General features: G+C 49.1%; 20 protein-coding genes and 12 tRNA genes (1 of these 32 only partly in view). 14 read left to right on the plus strand and 18 right to left on the minus strand.

The annotated features are described in order from the left end of the window. From IRJ17_RS04390 to dnaA, 18 genes are all read right to left on the minus strand, one after another. Positions 1-49 (minus strand) — tRNA-Lys (locus IRJ17_RS04390); it reaches 27 nt to the left of the window's first position. Between the two features lie 6 nt (positions 50-55). Beyond that, positions 56-130, minus strand: a tRNA-Gln gene (locus IRJ17_RS04395). 18 nt (positions 131-148) lie between these two features. After that, positions 149-233: transfer RNA gene (locus IRJ17_RS04400), tRNA-Tyr, on the minus strand. Between the two features lie 46 nt (positions 234-279). Then, a tRNA-Thr gene (locus IRJ17_RS04405) sits at positions 280-355 on the minus strand. A gap of 16 nt (positions 356-371) precedes the next feature. Further along, a tRNA-Phe gene (locus tag IRJ17_RS04410) sits at positions 372-447 on the minus strand. Between the two features lie 35 nt (positions 448-482). Beyond that, positions 483-559: transfer RNA gene (locus tag IRJ17_RS04415), tRNA-Asp, on the minus strand. 24 nt (positions 560-583) lie between these two features. Next, positions 584-659, minus strand: a tRNA-Val gene (locus IRJ17_RS04420). A 51-nt stretch (positions 660-710) separates the two neighbouring features. Then, a tRNA-Glu gene (locus IRJ17_RS04425) sits at positions 711-784 on the minus strand. 16 nt (positions 785-800) lie between these two features. Then, positions 801-876 (minus strand) — tRNA-Thr (locus tag IRJ17_RS04430). Positions 877-882: 6 nt separating this feature from the next. Then, a tRNA-Asn gene (locus tag IRJ17_RS04435) sits at positions 883-958 on the minus strand. Between the two features lie 38 nt (positions 959-996). Then, positions 997-1072, minus strand: a tRNA-Ala gene (locus IRJ17_RS04440). Between the two features lie 51 nt (positions 1073-1123). After that, positions 1124-1200 (minus strand) — tRNA-Ile (locus IRJ17_RS04445). A gap of 230 nt (positions 1201-1430) precedes the next feature. Further along, a complete protein-coding gene (gene gyrB / locus IRJ17_RS04450; RefSeq protein ID WP_370641116.1) occupies positions 1431-3347 on the minus strand; it encodes a DNA topoisomerase (ATP-hydrolyzing) subunit B in 1917 nt (638 codons plus the stop codon). 8 nt (positions 3348-3355) lie between these two features. Beyond that, a complete protein-coding gene (remB, locus tag IRJ17_RS04455; RefSeq protein WP_122962223.1) occupies positions 3356-3643 on the minus strand; it encodes an extracellular matrix regulator RemB in 288 nt (95 codons plus the stop codon). Between the two features lie 9 nt (positions 3644-3652). After that, the gene (gene recF / locus IRJ17_RS04460) at positions 3653-4771 is read right to left on the minus strand and encodes a DNA replication/repair protein RecF (RefSeq protein WP_173597195.1); all 1119 of its coding nucleotides are present in this window, start codon (positions 4769-4771) and stop codon (positions 3653-3655) included. Positions 4772-4787: 16 nt separating this feature from the next. After that, positions 4788-5003 carry a S4 domain-containing protein YaaA gene (yaaA, locus tag IRJ17_RS04465; protein ID WP_063231699.1) on the minus strand — a complete coding sequence of 72 codons (216 nt, stop codon included), beginning with the start codon at positions 5001-5003 and terminating at the stop codon, positions 4788-4790. A gap of 48 nt (positions 5004-5051) precedes the next feature. After that, positions 5052-6191: a DNA polymerase III subunit beta gene (dnaN, locus tag IRJ17_RS04470; RefSeq protein ID WP_122962225.1), complete on the minus strand. Its 1140-nt coding sequence runs from the start codon at positions 6189-6191 to the stop codon at positions 5052-5054. A gap of 206 nt (positions 6192-6397) precedes the next feature. Then, positions 6398-7759 (minus strand): chromosomal replication initiator protein DnaA, encoded by a 1362-nt coding sequence (dnaA, locus tag IRJ17_RS04475; protein WP_063231697.1) that lies wholly within the window; start codon positions 7757-7759, stop codon positions 6398-6400. Positions 7760-8338: 579 nt separating this feature from the next. Between dnaA and rpmH the strand changes: the two genes are divergently transcribed. The 14 genes from rpmH (at position 8339) to IRJ17_RS04545 (ending at position 21464) form a co-directional block, all read left to right on the plus strand. Next, positions 8339-8476: a 50S ribosomal protein L34 gene (gene rpmH / locus IRJ17_RS04480; protein ID WP_217022156.1), complete on the plus strand. Its 138-nt coding sequence runs from the start codon at positions 8339-8341 to the stop codon at positions 8474-8476. A 166-nt stretch (positions 8477-8642) separates the two neighbouring features. Further along, positions 8643-9614 (plus strand): nucleotidyltransferase, encoded by a 972-nt coding sequence (locus IRJ17_RS04485; RefSeq protein WP_242773385.1) that lies wholly within the window; start codon positions 8643-8645, stop codon positions 9612-9614. Positions 9615-9724: 110 nt separating this feature from the next. Next, positions 9725-10093: a ribonuclease P protein component gene (gene rnpA / locus IRJ17_RS04490; RefSeq protein ID WP_063231695.1), complete on the plus strand. Its 369-nt coding sequence runs from the start codon at positions 9725-9727 to the stop codon at positions 10091-10093. 4 nt (positions 10094-10097) lie between these two features. Continuing rightward, positions 10098-10322 carry a membrane protein insertion efficiency factor YidD gene (gene yidD / locus IRJ17_RS04495; protein WP_122962228.1) on the plus strand — a complete coding sequence of 75 codons (225 nt, stop codon included), beginning with the start codon at positions 10098-10100 and terminating at the stop codon, positions 10320-10322. Between the two features lie 36 nt (positions 10323-10358). After that, positions 10359-11117, plus strand: coding sequence for a membrane protein insertase YidC (yidC, locus tag IRJ17_RS04500; protein WP_122962229.1), 759 nt, complete (start codon positions 10359-10361; stop codon positions 11115-11117). Further along, positions 11114-11743 (plus strand): RNA-binding cell elongation regulator Jag/EloR, encoded by a 630-nt coding sequence (gene jag, locus IRJ17_RS04505; RefSeq protein WP_122962230.1) that lies wholly within the window; start codon positions 11114-11116, stop codon positions 11741-11743. The genes yidC and jag overlap by 4 nt, the downstream gene beginning before the upstream one ends. A 309-nt stretch (positions 11744-12052) precedes the next feature. After that, complete coding sequence (gene mnmE, locus IRJ17_RS04510; protein WP_242773388.1) at positions 12053-13429, plus strand: tRNA uridine-5-carboxymethylaminomethyl(34) synthesis GTPase MnmE; 1377 nt, start codon at positions 12053-12055, stop codon at positions 13427-13429. A 199-nt stretch (positions 13430-13628) separates the two neighbouring features. Further along, on the plus strand, positions 13629-15527 hold the full coding sequence (gene mnmG, locus IRJ17_RS04515; RefSeq protein ID WP_173598909.1) for a tRNA uridine-5-carboxymethylaminomethyl(34) synthesis enzyme MnmG: 1899 nt from the start codon (positions 13629-13631) through the stop codon (positions 15525-15527). 14 nt (positions 15528-15541) lie between these two features. Then, positions 15542-16258, plus strand: coding sequence for a 16S rRNA (guanine(527)-N(7))-methyltransferase RsmG (gene rsmG / locus IRJ17_RS04520; RefSeq protein ID WP_122962233.1), 717 nt, complete (start codon positions 15542-15544; stop codon positions 16256-16258). 527 nt (positions 16259-16785) lie between these two features. Continuing rightward, on the plus strand, positions 16786-17346 hold the full coding sequence (locus IRJ17_RS04525) for an MgtC/SapB family protein (RefSeq protein WP_173597197.1): 561 nt from the start codon (positions 16786-16788) through the stop codon (positions 17344-17346). 769 nt (positions 17347-18115) lie between these two features. Further along, on the plus strand, positions 18116-18322 hold the full coding sequence (locus IRJ17_RS04530) for a hypothetical protein (RefSeq protein ID WP_242775353.1): 207 nt from the start codon (positions 18116-18118) through the stop codon (positions 18320-18322). After that, a complete protein-coding gene (noc, locus tag IRJ17_RS04535; RefSeq protein ID WP_122962235.1) occupies positions 18264-19109 on the plus strand; it encodes a nucleoid occlusion protein in 846 nt (281 codons plus the stop codon). Before IRJ17_RS04530 ends, noc begins: the two co-directional genes overlap by 59 nt. Positions 19110-19863: 754 nt before the next feature. After that, positions 19864-20622 carry a ParA family protein gene (locus tag IRJ17_RS04540; protein ID WP_063231686.1) on the plus strand — a complete coding sequence of 253 codons (759 nt, stop codon included), beginning with the start codon at positions 19864-19866 and terminating at the stop codon, positions 20620-20622. Continuing rightward, on the plus strand, positions 20619-21464 hold the full coding sequence (locus tag IRJ17_RS04545) for a ParB/RepB/Spo0J family partition protein (RefSeq protein WP_122962236.1): 846 nt from the start codon (positions 20619-20621) through the stop codon (positions 21462-21464). Before IRJ17_RS04540 ends, IRJ17_RS04545 begins: the two co-directional genes overlap by 4 nt. Positions 21465-21477: the final 13 nt, after the last annotated feature.

Raw genomic sequence — 21477 nt, forward strand, 5'->3', positions numbered from 1 at the left:
CGACCCTCTGATTAAAAGTCAGATGCTCTACCAACTGAGCTAATGGCTCTCATTATGGCTGGGGTACTAGGATTTGAACCTAGGAATGACGGAGTCAAAGTCCGTTGCCTTACCGCTTGGCTATACCCCAATAGCCATGAAGTAAAGATGGTGGGGAGAGACGGATTCGAACCGCCGAACCCGGAGGGAGCAGATTTACAGTCTGCCGTGTTTAGCCACTTCACTATCTCCCCATCTTGTCCTTTTTCAGCATCAGTATTATCAACTGAAAATTAAAGGTGGTGCCGGCAATAGGACTTGAACCCACAACCCCCTGATTACAAGTCAGGTGCTCTACCAATTGAGCTATACCGGCATATTTGATTATTTCATGGTGGCTCGGGACGGAATCGAACCGCCGACACGAGGATTTTCAGTCCTCTGCTCTACCGACTGAGCTACCGAGCCTCGTGCATATGAGATGCCACCATTAGTTTGAATAATGGCGGAGCTGACGGGACTCGAACCCGCGACCTCCGGTGTGACAGACCGGCGTGAACTCCAACTTCACCACAGCTCCATATTAATAATCATTTTGTAATAATGGTGGAGGCTGACGGGATCGAACCGCCGACCCTCTGCTTGTAAGGCAGATGCTCTCCCAGCTGAGCTAAGCCTCCGTACTCCCCGACTTTTGTCAGGGACCCAACAAAGTAGTTGGGATTCATAGGTGACCCGTAGGGGATTCGAACCCCTGTATGACAGCGTGAAAGGCTGCTGTGTTAAACCGCTTCACCAACGGGCCGTGCTTTTTAATAATCTGGTGCTCCCGACAGGAATCGAACCTGCGACCTCTTCCTTACCATGGAAACGCTCTACCGACTGAGCTACAGGAGCGTGATATGGCTCCTCGGGACGGACTCGAACCGCCGACCGATCGGTTAACAGCCGATTGCTCTACCAACTGAGCTACCGAGGAACAATACAATATCCAGGCCAATTGCCTTTAGGAGTCTATGGTGGAGCTGAACGGGATCGAACCGATGACCTCCTGCTTGCAAGGCAGGCGCTCTCCCAACTGAGCTACAGCCCCATTTTCAAATGGGTAAGCGATCTTGATTTTGCTGCTATCGCCTTATGTAAGTGGTGGGCCTAGGCTGACTCGAACAGCCGACCTCACGCTTATCAGGCGTGCGCTCTAACCAACTGAGCTATAGGCCCGTATCGCTTCCTGGATCTTTAATCTAGCATAGATTTTTATTCATTGCAATAGAATTTTTGATTTTTTTATCGGGTAAAAGTGAATTTTTTGCAAGAAGGCTGGCTCAGCTACGAAAAAGCCAGCGAAAAACCCGCTTCGATCCGCAAAACAGCGTGGTAGAAGCCTTTTCCACACCTGTTTCATAGCTGAGCCTTCCTGCAATCAATGTCTATATGGAGCCATCAAGGTCTTAAATATCCAAATCTCTGACAGTCGCTGCGTATTGCTCAATAAACTCTCTGCGCGGCTCTACTTCATCGCCCATGAGCGTCTCAAACACCATATCGGCATCCATGGCGTCTTCCAGGTCAACTTGCAAGAGTGTACGCATCTCTGGGTCCATTGTAGTTTCCCACAATTGGTCTGCGTTCATCTCACCCAACCCTTTGTAACGCTGCACATTTGGCTTTGGTGTAGTCTTCAGGGTAGCGAGTATTTCATCCCGCTGCCTGTCGTTGTAAGCATAATGCAGCGTTTTGCCCTGCTTGATGCTGTACAACGGCGGCTGCGCAATATAAATATACCCCGCTTCGATGAGCTGACGCATGTAGCGATAGAAGAACGTCAACAGCAACGTACGGATATGTGAGCCATCCACGTCGGCGTCCGTCATGATTACGACTTTATGGTAGCGCGCTTTGGTGATGTCGAAGTCTTCGCCCACCCCTGTGCCGAGCGCCGTAATGATCATGCGAATTTCGTTGTTGCCGAGAATTTTGTCCAAGCGCGCCTTTTCTACGTTCAACACTTTTCCACGCAAAGGAAGAATCGCCTGGAAGTGACGATCGCGGCCAGACTTCGCAGAACCGCCCGCAGAGTCTCCCTCAACGATGAACAGTTCGGATTCGGAAGCGTCCTTGGAAGAGCAGTCGGCCAATTTACCCGGCAAAGCACTGACTTCGAGCGCGCTCTTGCGGCGAGTCATTTCCCGGGCTTTACGGGCAGCTTCACGGGCACGCGAAGCCATCAGAGCCTTCTCGACCACTTTTTTCGCTACGCCAGGGTTTTCCTCCATAAAGGTGCTGAAACGATCGCCAAACACGGACTCGGTAATGCTGCGCGCTTCCGAGTTGCCGAGCTTTGTTTTCGTTTGCCCTTCGAACTGAGGCTCCTGGATCTTCACCGAAATAATCGCCGTGATCCCTTCACGCACATCATCCCCGGACAGGTTTGCATCCTTTTCCTTGAGGAGATTGAATTTGCGGCTGTAGTCGTTGATCACGCGGGTAAGAGCTGTCTTGAACCCGGTTTCGTGCGTACCGCCTTCATGCGTGTTGATGTTGTTGGCAAAAGAATAAATATTGCTCACGTAGCTGTCGTTGTATTGCAGGGCAACCTCAACAAGCAGGCCGTCTTTCTCCCCTTCGCAATAAATGACTTCTTCGTGCAGCGCTTCGCGGTTTTTATTCAAATATTCCACAAACTGAACAATACCGCCCTCATAGTGGAACGATTCTTCCTTTTCCTGTTCGGGACGGGTATCTTTCAGCGTAATCCGCAGTCCTTTGTTGAGGAAAGCAAGCTCGCGAATACGTTTTTGCAAAATGTCGTATTCGAAAACGGTTGTTTCTGTAAAGATGGTCGGGTCTGGCTTGAACGTGACTTTTGTTCCCGTCTCTTCTGTCTCGCCAATAACAGCAAGATCAGCAACAGGTGCGCCGACCGTAAAACGCATATAGTGAATTTGATTGTTCTGCTTTACTTCTACTTCCATCCACTCGGATAGCGCGTTTACAACCGAGCTACCTACCCCGTGAAGACCGCCGGAAACTTTATATCCGCCGCCGCCAAATTTTCCGCCGGCGTGCAGGACAGTTAAAACCGTTTCTACTGTCGACTTCCCGGTTTTCTCGTGGATGCCGGTTGGGATTCCCCGGCCATTATCAGTTACAGATACGGAGTTGTCCGGATGAATGACCACCAAGATGTTGTCGCAATAACCGGCAAGCGCCTCATCGATGGCATTGTCGACAATCTCCCATACCAGGTGATGCAAACCGCGGCTGCTGGTTGAGCCGATATACATGCCGGGACGTTTCCGAACCGCTTCCAGCCCTTCCAGAACCTGAATCTGACTCGCATCATAGTTTGTATCGTTCGTCGTCACTTGATCCACTACTCTGTCAACTCCTCCACTTCAGCTTGTACAAAGGGAAACTGATCCAAGCTGTCCACGAACTGAGCGCGTCGCTTTAGCGTCAGAGAAGAAATAGGTGAACAGTAAATGGCATCCTTGGTGATTACATACGATTTTGTTTCTTCTACGCTGTGGTCGACGATCGTCTTCCGCTTTTCCTGCAAGAAAGCCTTGTTGACCTTCGAGGATTTCACGGTTTGATGATCGAGGATGGAAATGACTTCCTTTGTGCTCACCACAGTATCTCCACCAATGTGAATAAACATCCCTGATCCCTACCTTTCTCCCGAGATTGTCCCTTCCTTCACGTAAAAACGAGAGGCTTGCTGGAGAACCTGATGCTTTAAGCCTTCCACACCTGTCGTGCTCACAAACGTCTGAACCCGATCCTGAATGGTTTCGAGTAACAGGGTTTGCCGATGTTCATCCAACTCTGACAAGACATCATCCAACAAAAGAACGGGGTATTCCCCCACTTCTTCTTTAATCAGTTCGATTTCGGCCAGTTTGATGGACAGTGCGCTCGTGCGCTGCTGCCCTTGTGAACCGTACGTTTGGACATCCATGTTGTTCACTTTGAGCGAAAAATCATCGCGATGCGGTCCGATCAAGGTGCTTCCGCGCATGATTTCCCGGTCGCGAACCTCTTCATAGGCAGCCAGCATTGTATCAACAGCCTGCTCGACCGACATTTCTTCCGTAACTGGCGATGAGTTTACATAGTGCAAGGAAAGCTTCTCCCGGCCATTGGTAATGCCCGTATGGATCTCCTGCGCCCATACTTGGAGCTTGCGCAGAAACTCAAACCGCTTCCTCAACAATTTTACCGCTAAATCGGCTAGTTGGGTATTCCAAATTGCCAACATTTCCAGCGAATGGCTTTTTTTCATCGCCAAGTCCTTCAGCAGTTGATTCCGCTGCGCCAGCACTTTGTTGTAATTGCTTAAATAATACAGATAAGTGGGCGATACCTGGCCGATTTCCATGTCAATAAAACGTCTGCGCTGAGCGGGTGCCCCTTTTACAATGGACAAATCCTCCGGCGCAAACATGACTACGTTCAAGGCTCCCACATAGGCGCTCAGCTTTTGCTGCTCCATCCCGTTGATTTTGGCCCGCTTTCCTTTGCTTGTCAACTGTAGCTCCAAACGAACAGAACCGTAGCGACGAAGAACATCGCTACGGATCGTGGCGAAATCGGCATCCCACGTAATCAGCTCCTTGTCTCGGGGCGTACGGTGGGATTTGGCCAGAGCCAGAACGTATATCGATTCGAGTGCATTTGTTTTCCCCTGGGCGTTGTTGCCAATAAACAACTGGATGGGGCCATCAAAATCCAAGGACAGGGATGAATAGTTGCGATAGTTGGTAAGCGACAGGTTCTTGAGAAACAAGAATCACGCTCTCCTCTCAGCGGCGTACCACTTGAAAGCGGCCATGGCCTTCAATCGCCACTTCATCGCCAGGATATAGCTTGCGGCCTCGTCTGTTGTCCAGCTCGCCATTGATTTGAATCGGCACCTCTGCCAAAAAAGCTTTGGCCATGCCTCCGGTATCGATGACGTCAGCCAGCTTTAAAAATTGGCCGAGAGCAATGTATTCGGTGTTGATGGAAACCTCACGCATGGCTTGGCTCCTTTCTTTTACGAAAAAGAACTTTTTTACGAAAAAACCCTAGTAAGTACGGACTGGCAAGATCAAATGCAGCATCCAATCGTGGTCCGTCGGACGAATGACAAACGGGCTCATCGGGCCAGTAAAGCTGGCTCTGATTTCGGAGCTGTCAATCGCACGCAAAGCGTCAATCATGTATTTGGCGTTGAAGGAAATCTTCAGCTCTTCGCCTTCCATCGCTTTCGGACTCAAAATATCCGTTACTTTCCCGATTTCAGGAGCGTTGGAGGTGATCTCTACAGTGCCATCCGGCAGCGTAACGAGCTTGACCACATTGGATTTGCCTTCGCGGCTGAGCAAGGAAGCGCGCTCGATCGACTGCAAAAATTCTTTGGTGCTGACAGTGATCTCTGTTTTGCTTCCTTGTGGAATGATTCTGGTCGTGTCTGGATAAGTTCCCTCCAGCAAACGCGAATAGAACAAAATGTGCTTGGACTTCACCAAAATTTGATTGTCGGCTACGACGATATCAGCAGGATTTTGGTCATCATCCAAGATTTTTACCAATTCGTTGCAGCTTTTTCCTGGTACGACTACGTTGTGGAAGGAAAGGTCATCCGGGCATTCTACCATGGCAGTACGGCTGGCCAAACGGTGACTGTCAGTCGCAACAAAACGAAGCTTGCCTTGTTCCAGGGACCACATCAATCCAGTAAGAATCGGGCGCATTTCAGAAGTGGATACGCCAAAAACAGTCTGACGGATCATTGCTTTTAGCAAGTCACAGGGAACGCTGAATACTTTATCCTCTTCCAGATGCGGCAATTGCGGATACTCGCTGGCATCCATTCCGTTGATGGTGAACTCAGCTTGTCCGGAACGGATTTGGGTAACAAGGCGATCGTCTACCTGGATATGGATTTCGTTGCTTGGCAGCTTGCGGACGATTTCGCTGAAAATGCGAGCTGTCAAAACGATGCTTCCAGGCTGATGGATCGTTACTCCCCATTCTCCCGCTTCTTCCAAAGGAATCTGTACTTCGATGGATACATCCGAGTCGCTTGCAGTCAGAGTAAGCCCCTCGTCATCTGTTTTTATCTTAATCCCGGTCAAAATCGGAATGGTTGTTCGGCTGGAAACGGCTTTACTGACATGTGACACGGCGTTAGACAGCTTGTCTCGCTGAACGGTAATATGCATCAACGTGATCCTCCCTCTATCTGCGCCATTTTTTTAATGGACTATGCATAATGGCTGCGTCTTTATCATAACTTATTAGGATATATCTTTTTAACAGAAGTAGTAATAGGGCCTGTGGATTTGTGGATATGTGGACTGATAACGTAAAAGATAGCCTATACACATGTGGGTAAGTTGTGTATAGGCTTTTTGCGTTATGCACAGGTTTAGTGGTTTGCTTTTAACTTTTCAATGAGCGACTGAATCGTAGTTTGCATCTGCGGATCACTTGCCAGTGCCCGCGAGATTTTTTCATGCGCATGGATGACAGTTGTATGGTCGCGTCCGCCAAATTCGTCGCCGATTTTTGGCAAGGAGGCGTCTGTCAGCTCCCGAGACAAATACATGGCGATTTGGCGAGGAAAAGCGACGGTTTTGGTCCGTTTTTTCGCTTTGAAGTCTTCCAGCTTCAGACTGAAAGCTTCTCCGACAGCACGCTGAATGTCCATAATGGTAATCACGCGCGGGCGAGAAGACGGAATGATGTCTTTCAAAGCTTCGGCAGCGAGCTGCGTATCAATGTCGCGATTGATCAAGGAAGAGTAAGCGACAACACGGATCAGCGCACCTTCCAGCTCGCGGATGTTGCTGTCGATTTGATTCGCGATGTAAGCCATTACTTCGTTCGGAATGTCGAGGTTTTCTGCCTTCGCTTTTTTGCGCAAAATGGCAATCCGCGTCTCCAGATCAGGCGGCTGGATGTCGGTAATCAGTCCCCATTCGAAGCGGGAGCGAAGCCGGTCTTCCAGCGTCGGGATCTCTTTTGGAGGCCGGTCGGAGGAAATGATGATCTGTTTGCTCTCTTCGTGCAGAGCGTTGAACGTATGAAAAAACTCCTCTTGCGTCGATTCCTTGCCAGCCAAAAACTGAATGTCATCAATCAAAAGAACGTCTACACTCCGGTACTTGTTGCGAAATTCGACGGCCTTGTTGTCCCGAATGGAGTTGATGAACTCATTGGTAAACTTCTCGGACGACAAATAGACCACTTTTGCCGATGGATTGTGTTGGATAACATAATGGCCAATTGCGTGCATCAAGTGGGTTTTGCCAAGTCCGACTCCTCCGTAAATGAAGAGGGGATTGTAAGCTTTGGCAGGAGCTTCTGCGACTGCAAGCGAAGCGGCATGAGCGAAACGATTTCCCGCACCGATAACGAAAGTGTCAAAGGTGTACTTGGGATTCAAAATGCTGGGTGGCTGGTCATCCGCTGCTGTGGGCGGAGCGCTCATTTTCACCCGTGGGGTAGGTTGTTCCTCGGCAAATGCGGCATCCTGATTTTGCAGGGCGACGAATTTTACCTTCATATTGATACCTGTCACTTCATATAGTGTATCGGTAATCAGTTGAGCGTACCGGGTTTCGAGCCAATCTCTCGCAAAGTCATTGGGCGCCACGACGATCAGTGCATCCTCTTCCAGGGTGGTTGCCCTGGTTGCTTTGAGCCAGGTATCGAAACTTGGTTTGCTTAGCGATTTTTCTATCTTGGCGAGAACTTTGCGCCATAGTTCGCTAATCGCTGCATCCAACCAGAATCCCTCCTTTTGGGCCATCCGAAAAATAAAAATCACCGATAAAAAATAAACGATAACAATTGCAAAAACCGCATATGTGTGACCCGATTGTCAACACGGTCGTATTTGACGACTGTGGATAAAAAAAGTCGAAAAATAGGGATTCTGCTCGCAGAAGAGAAAAAAAGCAGACGGTTATCCTCATCCCTGTGTGTAACGACATACACATAGGAAGGAATCTGTCCACAAACTTATCCACACCCTGTGGAAAAACCGATTAGCCTATCGGAGTTATTCACGCTTCAAAACAAAAACATAATAACAGATATAAGGCATGGCATCAATGGTTTTTTCATACTTATCCACAAACACAACCACTGGTACTAGCCACATATTCACATATCTATATTTTGTGTACAAGCTGTAGATAAAGTTGTCGAAACCTGTTTTTGTGGATAAAATGATATCCACAGACCCGGGAAATAGTTTTGTGGGGATATTTGCCTTGGAAAGGAAATTCCATCGCTGCTTGACTTTTTTTATATATGTCCTTATAATGCAAAAGAATGTCTGTGCTAGACGGAGGTGTATACGATAATGAAACCATCATTCAACCCTAACAATCGCAAGCGCAAAAAGGATCATGGATTCCGTAAGCGCATGAGCACAAAAAACGGCCGTAAAATTTTGGCTGCTCGTCGTCAAAGAGGTAGAAAAGTTCTTTCCGCGTAGGCCACATTTCCAGTGGCCTTTTTGTTTGCCAGATGATGTCGGAAAATTCTTTTTTTAGGTGGGAAGAGGAAGTCTCGCCGCGGCGTGGAACCTTTTGGTGGAGAATCATTACCTAGCTACCAAAAAAGTTCTTGATTCATGCTGTTTGAAAAGAGCGGGAGGGACGATGAAGCCTAATGAAGAGAATTTCACCGACTTTTTTATTGGGGTAGGCCGTGATTTTGTCCATGAGCTGGCTTTGCCAGACTTAGTTTGCGCCTATGCAGGAGGTTCGGTTGGGAGAGGGGAGGCAGACGCCTTCAGCGATCTCGACTTGAACCTTTTTGTGGAGGGAACGAGGGAACACCGCAGCGAAAATCATTCGTTTCGCGGTCAACTGATTCAGCTGCACGTCCATCCTGTGCCGACTGCGGATGATGTACGCGACAATCCTTGGCGTTGGCGCTATTTGCAGGAAGCACGGCTGGTGGCAGATCCAACTGGCCGCTTTGCAGACTGGTTTCCACAGATGCGTGCTTATCTCGAATCAGAAGAGGCAAAAGCGAAGATGATTGCACAGGCGAGGGCGGCGGTCGAGGAGTACGAGCGCATCGCAGATGAGGCTTTGGCAGAAGGGCGCTTGTACTCCGCTGCTTTGCTCGAATGGGCAGGGTGGTTGGAGGCCATGCAGCTGATTGCTTTCGTCTCGCAAGGACAGCTCAGCGATCGTGCGCTTTTCCGGCTCGTGAGTGAGTTGGACGGCTGGTCGGAGCTTGAGCGGCACTTTTCCGTGAGATACGCTGCAAGAGAAGCGCTTATGGAAGGGCTGGCGGTGCTTTCCGATTATCGTGCCCACTTGCAAACGAAGGCTGGTCCAGAGGCGTTCGCACTCGGAGCGGAAAACGATGTTCTTTTGCAGCAGAAGATGGGAAGACTTTTGCAGAAGGAGCAGTATGTCGAAGCGGGGTTCCTGTTGTTTTCCGAAGCGGTTTGGCTGTATTCGAGCACAGACGCCGACAACTGGTGGGAGGAGCATCGACAAGAGCTTCCGCCAGGGCTTGGGGAGTCGCTGCTGGAGCTGGGCTTTTTCCAGATGGATCAGGCGAAGGCGGCAGAACTGCGAAGCGCAAGAGCCGAGCTGATCGCGAAAATCGGCTAAATTTCTTGCAAAGTATGTGTACTTTGGGAAAAAAGTGGACGAAACAAGGATATACTGGTAGATGCTGTTTGCGTTTTCTACTATAATTGTGATGTTAGGGGTTGTTTACCTTGCATCGTTCACACCGGCTCAAAAAAAATGAGCACTTTCAAGCGGTTTTTCAACGAGGAACTTCTGCTGCCAACAAGCAATTTGTCCTGTATTCAGCCAAGCAGGAGGGACAAGCTGCTTTTCGCGCTGGAATTTCCGTCAGCAAAAAAATTGGTAACGCTGTTATCCGCAACAAAGTCAAGCGACTGATCCGAGAAGCGGTAGCGCGGTTGGAGTCAGTCATTCCACTCGGCCTCGATCTAGTCATCATCGCCCGTCCGGGAGTGGAAAACATGTCGCTTGAAGCCATTGAGCAATCTTTGTTGCATGTGATGAAGCGGGCCAAAGTGATCAAACGGGCACCCGTACATAATGGAAAAAGAGGGTGAAACGATGGTTGCGAAAATCATGGTTTGGTTGATTCGGGGATACCAGCTGTTCATATCTCCGTTAAAGCCTCCTTCATGTAGATTCGCGCCCACCTGCTCACACTATGCGATCGAGTCGGTTCGCCGATTTGGCGCGTGGCGTGGAGGCTGGCTGGCTCTTCGTCGCATCCTGAAATGTCATCCGTTCCACCCGGGCGGGTTTGATCCAGTTCCGGATCAACGCAAATAGCATACCTCACTGAAGCGGGGAAAAGGAGGACCACCCTTGAGTAGACGTACCCTCAGCATAATTATGCTGACTATGCTGGTTCTTGTTCTGTCAGGCTGTAACCCGACGACTGCTGCACCAATCGGGCCTGACGCAACCGGCTTCTGGGACAAATATCTCGTATATCCCTTGTCCTGGTTGATTAAAGAAAGCGCTTTGATCCTTGGCAACAACTACGGCTTTGGTATCCTGGTAGCGACGGTCATCATCCGTTTGATCGTACTGCCATTGATGGTCAAGCAAATCAAGAGTTCCAAGAGAATGCAAGAGCTTCAGCCGGAAATGCAAAAAATCCGCGAGAAGCACAAAAACGATCCGCAAAAGGCTCAGCAAGAAACAATGGCTCTGTTCCAGAAAAACGGCGTCAATCCACTCGCGGGTTGCTTGCCGATGCTGGTGCAAATGCCAATCCTGATCGCCTTTTACCACGCGATCATCCGAACAGAAGAAATCAAGACTCAAACCTTCCTGTGGCTGACGTTGGGCGAAAAAGACCCGTTCTACATTTTGCCGATCATCGCCGCAGTTACGACTTACTTGCAGTCGAAAATGATGGGACAGGCTACACAGGGCAACCCGCAAATGCAAATGATGCTGATCATGATGCCGCTGATGATTTTGGCTATCGCAGTAACCTTGCCATCTGCGCTCTCCCTGTACTGGGTATACGGTAACCTGTTCACTATCGTACAAACGTATTTCCTGTATCGTGATAAAGGCAATAAGCTTACTCCCAAGGAGGGAACCTCCAAGTGAAAAAGGTGGTAGCTACGGCAAAAACGATAGACGATGCTGTGCAAAAAGCTTTGCTGGAATTGGGTGTACCGCGTGAAAAGGCGAGTATTCGCGTCCTGGAGGAACCAAGCAGAGGGTTGTTTGGCCTGATTGGGGCGAAGGACGCCAAAGTGGAAGTGGAATACCACTACGACCCGGTTGCACAGGGACGTGACTTTCTTCAAGATGTTTTGTCTAACATGAAGGTGAACGCCAAAGTGGAGACTCGTACTAATGAAGAGGGCATCCTGTTTGATATCCAGGGCAGCAACCTTGGAATCATCATTGGCCGCAGAGGGCAGACTCTGGATTCCTTACAGTATCTCGTAAACGTCGTAGCGAACCGTCATGCGGACAAACACGTACGCATCACATTGGATGCCGAGAATTACCGGATGCGCCGCAAGGAAACGCTGGAGCAGCTGGCTGACCGGGTGGCGAAAAAAGCTTTGTCGACCAGACGTGATGTGCGGCTGGAGCCAATGTCGGCTGCCGAGCGCAAAGTAATTCACGCCTTCTTGCAAAAAAGAGCGGACGTCGTTACCTTCAGCGAAGGAGACGAGCCAAACCGATACATCGTCATTGCACCGAAAGAAGCCTCTCGTTAGGCTTCTTTTTTTGTGTCAAAAGGAACGTGTTATCGACAAAAGTCGACGTTTGCGCATGCAGGCGCAGCTTATGTCGAAGCAAACGGTTGTCCACTGTGGATAAATCAAAGCGAGGGTTGAGCTTTTCGAAAAAAGATCATACTGTGGATAACGAGAGCGGACAGCAACCTTGGACGGCAGGGTTGCTTTTTCCTGTTGATGAAGAGAGGGTGTAAAATTTACACTTTCATTTGGAATTTTTCAAGGCGATCTGTTAAGCTAATAAGTTAGTGGCTGACTTGTCTGATTGGAAAGCTTGAGGTGAAGGTCATGAAATTCGATACAATTGCAGCGGTTGCGACGCCGATGGGGGAAGGTGGCATTGCCGTCATTCGGGTAAGCGGTGCGGAAGCGCTCGAAGTTGTGGATAAGATATATAAAGGAAAACAGCGGTTGTCCACTGTGGACAGCCATACGATTCATTACGGGCACTTGTACGACCCGCATACAGGAGATCGGGTGGAAGAGGTGCTGGTGTCTGTTATGAGGGCTCCGCGAACTTTTACGCGGGAGGATGTAGTGGAAGTAAACTGTCACGGAGGAATCGTGTCCGTTGAAAAGGTGCTGGAACTGATTCTCGATAACGGAGCCAGACTGGCGGAGCCGGGCGAGTTTACGAAGCGTGCGTTTTTAAACGGACGCGTTGATTTGTCCCAGGCGGAAGCTGTCATCGATCTGATTCGGGCGAAAACGGACAGAGCGATGAGGGTGGCACTGAATCAGGTAGAGGGGAAGCTGTCGCGTTTGATCCGCCAGCTGCGCCAAAATTTGATTGAAGCCATGGCCCACATAGAAGTAACGTTAGATTATCCCGAGCATGACGTGGAGGAGTTTACGCAAAACTTCCTGCGCGGAAAATGCCTGGAGGTAAAAAGCGAGATTCAACGTCTTTTGCAGACGGCAAAGCAAGGAAAAATCTTGCGTGAAGGCTTGTCGACAGCGATTATCGGGCGGCCAAACGTGGGGAAATCCTCTCTTTTGAACAGCCTTGTTCAAGAGGAAAAGGCGATTGTCACGGATGTAGCCGGGACGACTCGCGATGTTATCGAAGAGTACGTCAATGTGCGCGGGGTGCCGTTGCGTCTGATTGATACGGCAGGCATTCGCGATACGGACGATATCGTGGAAAAAATCGGGGTAGAGAAATCGCGGCAGCTTTTGCAAAAGGCGGATCTCGTCTTGCTCGTGATCAACTACAACGAACCGCTCACTGCTGATGATTATGCGATTTTTGAAGCGGCAAAAGGGTTTCAGGTCATCGTGATTGTGAACAAGTTCGACTTGCCGCAAAAAGTGGACCTGGAAGAGATCAAACGCCATTTTCCACAGCAGCCGCTCATCATGACGTCGGCGCGCAAAGAAAAAGGCATCGATTTGCTGGAGCAGGCGATCGGAGAAATTTTCTTCAGCGGCCGTGTACAGCAGGATGATTTGACGTATGTCAGCAATGCCCGGCATATTCAATTGCTGCGCCAGGCGGAAAGAGCGATTGACGAGGCGCTCGGCGGCATTGACGATCTGATGCCAGTCGATATGATTCAAATTGACATCAAGAAGTCGTGGGAGCTGTTGGGAGAAGTCATCGGCGAGAGTGTCGGTGAGGATTTGATCGATCAGATCTTCTCGCAATTTTGTCTGGGCAAGTAGGCTGGTAATAGAAAAGAAACAGTTCGTCATTTGCCGCAAGCAGGGGATGCAGGCATGGCGATGGTGCGTAGTCGGTTAGAGCGAGGAAAGCTCGCGGCATAGGCAAGAAAGAAGTCGTACTGTATTGGCAGGACGCAATCGTTTTGATGAAAAGAAAGTTAGATGCGAGATAGCACTTATGAGCAAGGGGGAAAACAAAATGAACGCTGTACCTGCGTATGAAGCAGGCTCGTTTGACGTCATCGTAATCGGGGCAGGTCATGCGGGGTGTGAGTCAGCTTTGGCTGCGGCACGCATGGGCTGCAACACGCTGCTTTTGACGATCAATCTGGATGCGGTCGCTTATATGCCCTGCAATCCGTCGGTAGGTGGTCCGGCAAAAGGCCACGTTGTACGGGAGCTGGATGCACTCGGCGGCGAAATGGGACGCAATACGGATAAAACGCATATTCAAATGCGGATGCTGAATACGGGAAAAGGTCCTGCTGTACATGCTTTGCGTGCACAGGCAGACAAGTTTGCCTACCAGCACGAAATGAAGAAAACGATTGAAAATACGCCAAATTTGATCCTTCGCCAAGCCATGGTCGAGGAGCTGCTCGTCGAAGATGGAGTATGCGTAGGGGTCATCACCCAGACAGGCGCTCGCTACAAGGCTAAATCCGTCGTGTTGACTACCGGAACGTATTTGCGCGGAAAAATCATTCTTGGCGACTTGCAGTATGAGAGCGGGCCGAACAACATGCGCCCGTCGATTCGCCTGGCGCTGCATTTGAAAGAGCTTGGTTTTGAAATGACTCGCTTCAAGACGGGAACGCCGCCTCGCGTTCATAAAAACAGCGTTGATTTTTCCAAAATGGAGATTCAGCCTGGCGACCCTGTTCCACGGGCATTTTCTTATGAAACGACAGAATTTATTATGGACCAGCTGCCTTGCTGGCTGACGTATACCAATGAAGACACGCATGGCTTGATCAATAGCAATTTGCACCGTGCTCCGATGTACTCCGGCATGATTGAGGGAACCGGGCCGCGTTACTGTCCGTCCATTGAGGATAAAGTGGTGCGTTTCAACGATAAGCCACGCCATCAAATCTTCCTGGAGCCGGAAGGGCGAAATACAGAAGAGATGTACGTACAAGGCTTGTCCACGAGCTTGCCGGAAGACGTGCAGTTGTCCATGCTGCGTTCGATGGCTGGAATGGAAGAAGTCAAAATGATGCGCCCTGGCTATGCGATCGAGTACGATTCGATTGTGCCGACACAGCTTTGGCCGTCGCTGGAAACGAAGAAATTGCCGGGATTGTTTACTGCCGGGCAAATTAATGGAACATCTGGCTATGAAGAAGCAGCGGGCCAAGGTTTGATGGCCGGGATCAATGCTGCACGCCGCGTTCAAGGGAAACCGCCTGTCATTTTGGGCAGGGAAGAGGCGTATATCGGCGTGCTGATCGACGACCTCGTGACAAAAGGAACGCATGAGCCGTATCGGCTGCTCACTTCCCGGGCCGAGTACCGTTTGCTTTTGCGCCATGACAATGCCGATTTGCGCCTGACTGATATCGGCTATGAAATCGGCTTGATCAGCGAAGAGCGCTACAGACGCTACAACGAAAAACGCCGATTGATCGAGCAGGAAAAGGAACGTGTGGAAAATACGCGTGTACGCCCTGATATGCAACATGTGCAGGAAGTATTGCGCGCTGCCGGTTCGCCGGAATTGACAGAAGTGATCGAGCTGGCTCAGTTGTTGCGCCGTCCAGAGATCAACTACAGCCATATTGTGGCGATGGTGCCAGCCCCGGAAGTTTTGCCGGACGATGTGACAGAGCAGGTAGAAATCCAGATTAAATACGATGGCTACATCAAAAAGTCTTTGCAGCAAGTAGAGCGGATGAAGAAAATGGAGGAACGCCGCATACCAGCCGACATCGACTATCATCAAATTTCCGGCTTGTCCAAAGAGTCCCGCGAGAACATGTCCAATATCCGCCCGCTGAACATCGGGCAAGCTGCGCGTATCGCCGGGGTTACTCCTGCGGACATCTCGGTATTGATGGTGTATCTGGAGTATAAACGCGTAGGGGCAGCGGAGTAAGGAGATTAGCCAAAATGACTAAAGAACAGTTTGCCGAGGCGCTTGCCGCACAAGGCATTTCCTTAACAGAGCGTCAAAAAGAGCAATTCGACCACTTTTTCCGTTTGCTCGTGGAATGGAACGAAAAAATGAATTTGACGGGCATTACGGAAGAAGGACAAGTGTACGTCAAACATTTTTACGACTCGATCACTCCTGCCTTCTACTTTCCTTTTGACCAGGTAAAATCGGTAGTAGATATCGGAGGAGGAGCCGGGTTCCCCAGCATCCCGCTGAAAATTTGCTTCCCGCATGTGAAAATGACGATTATTGATTCGTTGAACAAGCGCATGGGCTTCTTGCAGCATGTAGCGAGTGAACTGGGGCTGGAAGATGTTCATCCGGTGCATGGACGGGCAGAGGATCGCGGGCAGGAAGCCAACTATCGGGAAAAGTTTGATCTGGTCGTAGCACGGGCTGTAGCCCGCCTGAATTTGCTCTCTGAATTTTGTTTGCCATTTGCTCAGCCAAAAGGTCATTTTATCGCTCTCAAAGGGGCAGATATTACGCCAGAGCTGAACGAAGCGAAAAAGGCGATCAAGACGCTGGGCGGCAAAACGCGAAAGGTCGAGACGTTCCAACTGCTGGAGGAAGCAGGAGAGCGCAACATCGTGATTATCGAAAAGGTAGAAGCTACACCCAAGAGCTATCCGCGCAAAGCAGGCGTTCCTGCGAAAAAACCGCTGGTATAGTGACTGTATAGGCTCAAGGAACGATGGAAAGATCGCAGTTGGACGCTGCGGTCTTTTTTTCTGTGAAAAAAATCTCGACGTTTTTCATGAAATGGGATGGGACCGCTCGCGGTCAACAAAACGGTCAGGTCATGACCGTTTTGTAGGCAAAAGTCTTGGCGTCTGGCTGCAAAAAAGAGATGCGCTTGAGTGCTGATTGCCCAAAACAGTCATGGGCGGTGTGGTTTCTGGTTTCGTTTCATGGAAAAAGCTTGTGCCAAGGAGAGTGAGTGCTTTGGGGCTGATGACGTGACGGGTATTTCCGTCTTTTTTCTCGAACGGGGCTTTTCTCATGACAAAAGGGAAAGAGATCTTTTGGTGGTCTTGTGATGTGTGCAGGGGAAAGGTGTTTGTGATTGTGTATCGGTCATTGATCGATGGTGATCGGGCAAAGGAATCTACTTTTTCAAGCATGGAACTCTTTCAGAGGGCATATACATACCAGTAACGTTGCAGGGAACGACAACCGTTCTGAGAGGATGATAGACATGGAAGAAGTGTGGGTGTCTCTTTTTCCATCAGAGCTTCCGACCATATTGCTGAGGCTGTTTCTCGCTTTTTTGGCTGGAGCCATCATGGGGTGGGAACGCGAGCGTTTTATCAAGGATGTGAGCAGACAACGAGGAGCAGGTTTTCGCACGTACAGCCTGGTTTGCTTCGGCTCATGTCTGTTTGGACTAGCTTCGATTTACGGCTTTCAGTCCAGCGGGGTAAACAACGACCCGGGCAGGGTAGCTGCTCAGGTGGTGACTGGCATGGGCTTTTTGGGAGCGGGAGCCATCCTCAAATTTAACGGTTCCGTTAAAGGCTTGACTACGGCAGCAGGGATGTGGGTTGCGTCTGCCATCGGATTGATGTTTAGTGCCGGAATGTATATTACGGCGATTGTCGCTGCTTTCTTTGCCTACCTGACTTTGGACTTTCATCGACTGTTTCCGAAGCTTTTTGCTGTCACCAAGATTTCACATCCTACCGATGAGAGCATAGGAGGAGAGGAGCGGGGCAAACACAGCGGCAGAGCCAATTTCTATGACCATGATCACGATTGATGTTTCACGTGAAACGTTTTTCCCAAGCAGGAATTGGGCAAAGCTTGCAGAATTACTTATATAAAAGAAAACCGAAGTCATTTGCCTAGAAAATGACGATAGGTCAAAGGGGATTTTTCAAAACGATCGGATAGGCAAGAAGCGTCTTTTAGGAAGGACAGTCTGTAGGGCCTGAGAACCTTGTAAGCGAGAATTATGCGCTATCCTCTAAAGGGAACGGAGGAAATGAGGGAAAGAGACATTTCTGAGGGGAAGTGGCTGACGGTTTGAAATGCGAGGAGGACGGAAACTAGCTCTGAAGAACTAGCCTCCTTTCACAGTGTGAACAGAACATCTATCTCCACAAACATTTTCGAAAAGACTCGATCAGGTCCGTGCATGACTGAATGGTTGTCATTCACAGTAAGCATGTACTCTTCTGGCAAAACCTTGAAAGCGTACACGCCGATGGATTTTGTCATGGAAGCGGGGATGACAAACTGTAGGCACAAGGAAATTGGGTATACGGTGAATAGTCCCTTCCAGCCGATGTATAAGAGAGACAGACAAATAGCTTCATGAAAAGATTCTGTCGTATGCATCATGCATAGACAGGGCCTTTTTTTCACGTGGAGGATTGTCTGCGCCTTCGCCAAGCAAAAGGGAATGGAAAAGATGATGTCGCGAAACGATTGGGGTGTTGTCAGCAAACGCTGCCAGGAGCTTGCTTTTTGCTGGCGATTGTTTCAAAAGACTCATCTGGTCGAGTATGCGTGGTAATGAGGTTGGAATGACTGATGAAGAAGCTCGTGCCATTGTAGCAGCAAGATTTTTTGTGAACAGCTTGGCGATGTTGATTTTTCCAGAAGCAATCACAAGCAGCAGCGTAAGGATTACCAATAGTACGGATGGAACGGGTAGAAGTGGGGGATTTTTCTATGGCAGTAAGGGATTCATTTTCTCGGATTTTTGGATTAACGGACAAGACAGAGAATGAAGAGATCAGGCAATTACCAGTCGAGGAGATTGTACCGAATCCATACCAGCCTCGAACAGTATTTGATGACGAGAAAATCGATGAGCTGTGTCAAACGATACGCACTCACGGGCTTATTCAACCGATTGTTGTACGGTTGAGAGATGGTCAGTATGAGTTGATTGCCGGAGAACGACGTTTACGGGCAACAAAAAAGCTGGGCATGGAAAGAATCCCTGCGATTATCAAAGATTTCAATGATGCGCAAACAGCTTCCATTGCTTTGATTGAAAATCTGCAGCGAGAGGGATTAACAGCAATTGAAGAGGCGGTTGCCTACCAAAAGCTGATTGATTTGCACGACCTGACACAGGAAAGCCTGGCTCAACGCTTGGGAAAAGGACAATCCACCATTGCCAACAAGCTGAGATTGCTGCATTTGCCGCAAGAGATTCAAGATGCGCTGTTGATGCGACAAGTAACCGAGAGACACGCGAGAGCCTTGATCCCGTTGAAGGATGCGGAGTTGCAAAATAAAGTGCTGGCCGAGATCGTCGAGCGAGAGTGGAATGTCAAGCAAACAGAAGTGCGAGTCAAACAGCTTCTGGAAGCAGCAGAAAATCCAAAAGCGGAAAAAGAGTCGAAGCCGCGTTGGAAGGCATTTTCCCGAGACGCTCGTATCGCCATCAATACGGTGCGGCAATCGATTGATATGGTCATGCAGACGGGTCTGCCCGTAGAGACAAATGAAGAAGACCATGATGAATTTTATCAATTTACGATTCGGATTCCGAAAAACAACAAGTAGGAATGCCGCTTAGATTGGAGCAGATGACAGCGAGGGGGTCTTCGCTGTCTTTATAGAACATAGATAGCAAAAGCAGCAAGGGGATGGCGACAAGGTCGCCTTTCTTTTTGGGCAAATGTTGAAAGTAGCAAAACATGATGGTAGGACAAAAGGAGAAAAGCAGGTAGGCGGGCAGGGAGTTTTTTCTGTTCAAAATCGATTTGTCTGTAAACGTTTGTCAGAATCAGGCGCATCTTTTCCAGCAAAAAGGGGTCAATTGGAACTGTTCGGGCAAAATTAAAGACAAATTGTCTCAATATCAAAAAAACAGCGTACGGGCAAGCATTAAATCTGGTAACATGGGTATTACCGAGCCAGATCATGCGATTAATGGCTGTTCACTTCTGTAAAATGGAAGGGCGTCTTGCGGTTTGTTCGTATCCATAGCCCAGAGGATGAACGAGTTTTTGGGCACCATGTAGCGGATGGCAGAAAGAGTGCGTAATTATAGGTAACGAGGATCACTTTTCATGATGGAGCAGGCTGATGTTTGCAGAGTACGTTATGTGTCAGACGGCGGGATTGTTGCACGAATGGCAAGCATCGCCCTGAACTGAACGTTCAGGCTGTACAAGCAGCTGGCCAGGCAATGAAAATGATCCATTTATGAGTCAATGAGCGTAAATAGATATTGATATGGGCGTTCCGGAAGGCTGTCGATTGTTTTATGGCATAATCAGCGGCATTCCTACACGAAGAGAATGAGGTGGAGAAGTTGGGTAAAATCATTGCGGTTGCGAACCAGAAAGGCGGCGTCGGAAAAACGACTACGTCCGTCAATCTAAGTGCTTGTCTGGCCGCATTGGGGAAAAAGGTGCTGCTGGTGGATATTGATCCACAAGGGAACGCAACCAGTGGTATCGGGGTAAACAAAGCCGATGTGCGCTATTGTATTTATGATGTTCTCATTAATGACATCAGCCCCGTAGATGCGACTTTGCCTACCGAGATCGAAGGATTGATGATCATTCCGGCTACGATTCAATTGGCGGGAGCGGAAATCGAATTGGTTCCGACCATTTCCAGAGAAGTGCGTTTGAAAAAAGCGCTGGAAGTAGTGAAGGACAAATACGATTTCGTCATTATCGATTGCCCGCCTTCTTTGGGGATTTTGACAGTCAATTCGTTGACTGCTGCTGATTCCGTTTTGATTCCGATTCAATGCGAATACTATGCATTGGAAGGTTTGAGTCAGTTGTTGAATACGATCCGACTGGTCCAAAAACATCTCAATTCGCAGTTGTCGATCGAAGGGGTCGTGCTGACGATGCTGGATGCACGCACCAACTTGGGGCTGCAAGTCATTGAAGAAGTGAAAAAGTATTTCCAGGAAAAAGTATACAAAACGATTATTCCACGCAATGTTCGCTTGAGCGAAGCGCCATCACATGGACAAGCCATTATCACGTACGATCCACGTTCGCGTGGTGCAGAAGTTTATTCTGACTTGGCGAAGGAAGTGGTTGGGGTATGAGTAGAGGTTTGGGAAAAGGGCTGAATGCGCTTATTACCTCCAATCTCATTGAAGAAGGGGAGCAAGTGAAAGAAGTCTCCGTCAGTGAGATTCGTCCCAACCCGTATCAGCCCCGTAAAGAATTTGAACAATCGGCTATTGATGAATTGGCACACTCCATTCGGGAGCATGGCATTATCCAACCATTGATTGTTCGGAAGAGCATCAAGGGATTTGAGCTGGTAGCGGGAGAAAGACGTTTGCGCGCCGCAAAGCTGGCGGGATTGAAACAAGTCCCTGTAGTGGTCAAAGCTTATACGGATCAGCAGTTGATGGAAATCGCCCTGATTGAAAACCTGCAAAGGGAAAACCTGAACCCTTTGGAAGAAGCCGAAGCGTACGAAAAGCTGATCGCACACCATGAGTACACGCAGGAGCAGCTTGCACAACGGATCGGAAAAAGCAGACCGCACGTAGCGAATATGCTGAGGTTGTTGCAGCTTCCCGAAAGCATTCGCAAGCTGGTCGCAGCTACAGAGCTGACTATGGGGCACGCCCGTGCACTGTTGAGTGTATCGGATGAAAACATGCAAATGCAGTTGGCAAAGGATGTCGTGGAAAAAGGTCTGAACGTCCGCCAATTGGAAGAACTGGTCAAGCAGTTGAATGTTTCACGTGAAACAAAGAAAAAAAAGCCGGCAAAAAATGAGCCGATTTTGATAGAGATGGAAGAACGGTTGCGCAGTCGCTTTGGAACCGCCGTCAAAATTAAAAAGGGCGCAAAACGCGGCAAGATCGAAATTGACTTTTATTCGCAGGAAGATTTGCAGCGAATCATTGAGATATTGAATGATGAGAAGTAAGTCCGGGAGGTAG

This window comes from Brevibacillus parabrevis, from assembly GCF_022701015.1.
Lineage (GTDB): Bacteria > Bacillota > Bacilli > Brevibacillales > Brevibacillaceae > Brevibacillus > Brevibacillus parabrevis.

Excerpts from the sequence above, each read along its gene's own strand:
- remB (WP_122962223.1), bottom strand. The coding sequence starts at position 3,643 with ATGTTTATTCACATTGGTGGAGATACTGTGGTGAGCACAAAGGAAGTC.
- yaaA (WP_063231699.1), bottom strand. The coding sequence starts at position 5,003 with ATGCGTGAGGTTTCCATCAACACCGAATACATTGCTCTCGGCCAATTT.
- dnaN (WP_122962225.1), bottom strand. The coding sequence starts at position 6,191 with ATGCATATTACCGTTCAGCGAGACAAGCTGTCTAACGCCGTGTCACAT.
- IRJ17_RS04485 (WP_242773385.1), top strand. The coding sequence starts at position 8,643 with ATGAAGCCTAATGAAGAGAATTTCACCGACTTTTTTATTGGGGTAGGC.
- yidD (WP_122962228.1), top strand. The coding sequence starts at position 10,098 with ATGGTTGCGAAAATCATGGTTTGGTTGATTCGGGGATACCAGCTGTTC.
- mnmE (WP_242773388.1), top strand. The coding sequence starts at position 12,053 with ATGAAATTCGATACAATTGCAGCGGTTGCGACGCCGATGGGGGAAGGT.
- mnmG (WP_173598909.1), top strand. The coding sequence starts at position 13,629 with ATGAACGCTGTACCTGCGTATGAAGCAGGCTCGTTTGACGTCATCGTA.
- rsmG (WP_122962233.1), top strand. The coding sequence starts at position 15,542 with ATGACTAAAGAACAGTTTGCCGAGGCGCTTGCCGCACAAGGCATTTCC.
- IRJ17_RS04525 (WP_173597197.1), top strand. The coding sequence starts at position 16,786 with ATGGAAGAAGTGTGGGTGTCTCTTTTTCCATCAGAGCTTCCGACCATA.
- IRJ17_RS04530 (WP_242775353.1), top strand. The coding sequence starts at position 18,116 with ATGACTGATGAAGAAGCTCGTGCCATTGTAGCAGCAAGATTTTTTGTG.
- noc (WP_122962235.1), top strand. The coding sequence starts at position 18,264 with ATGGCAGTAAGGGATTCATTTTCTCGGATTTTTGGATTAACGGACAAG.
- IRJ17_RS04545 (WP_122962236.1), top strand. The coding sequence starts at position 20,619 with ATGAGTAGAGGTTTGGGAAAAGGGCTGAATGCGCTTATTACCTCCAAT.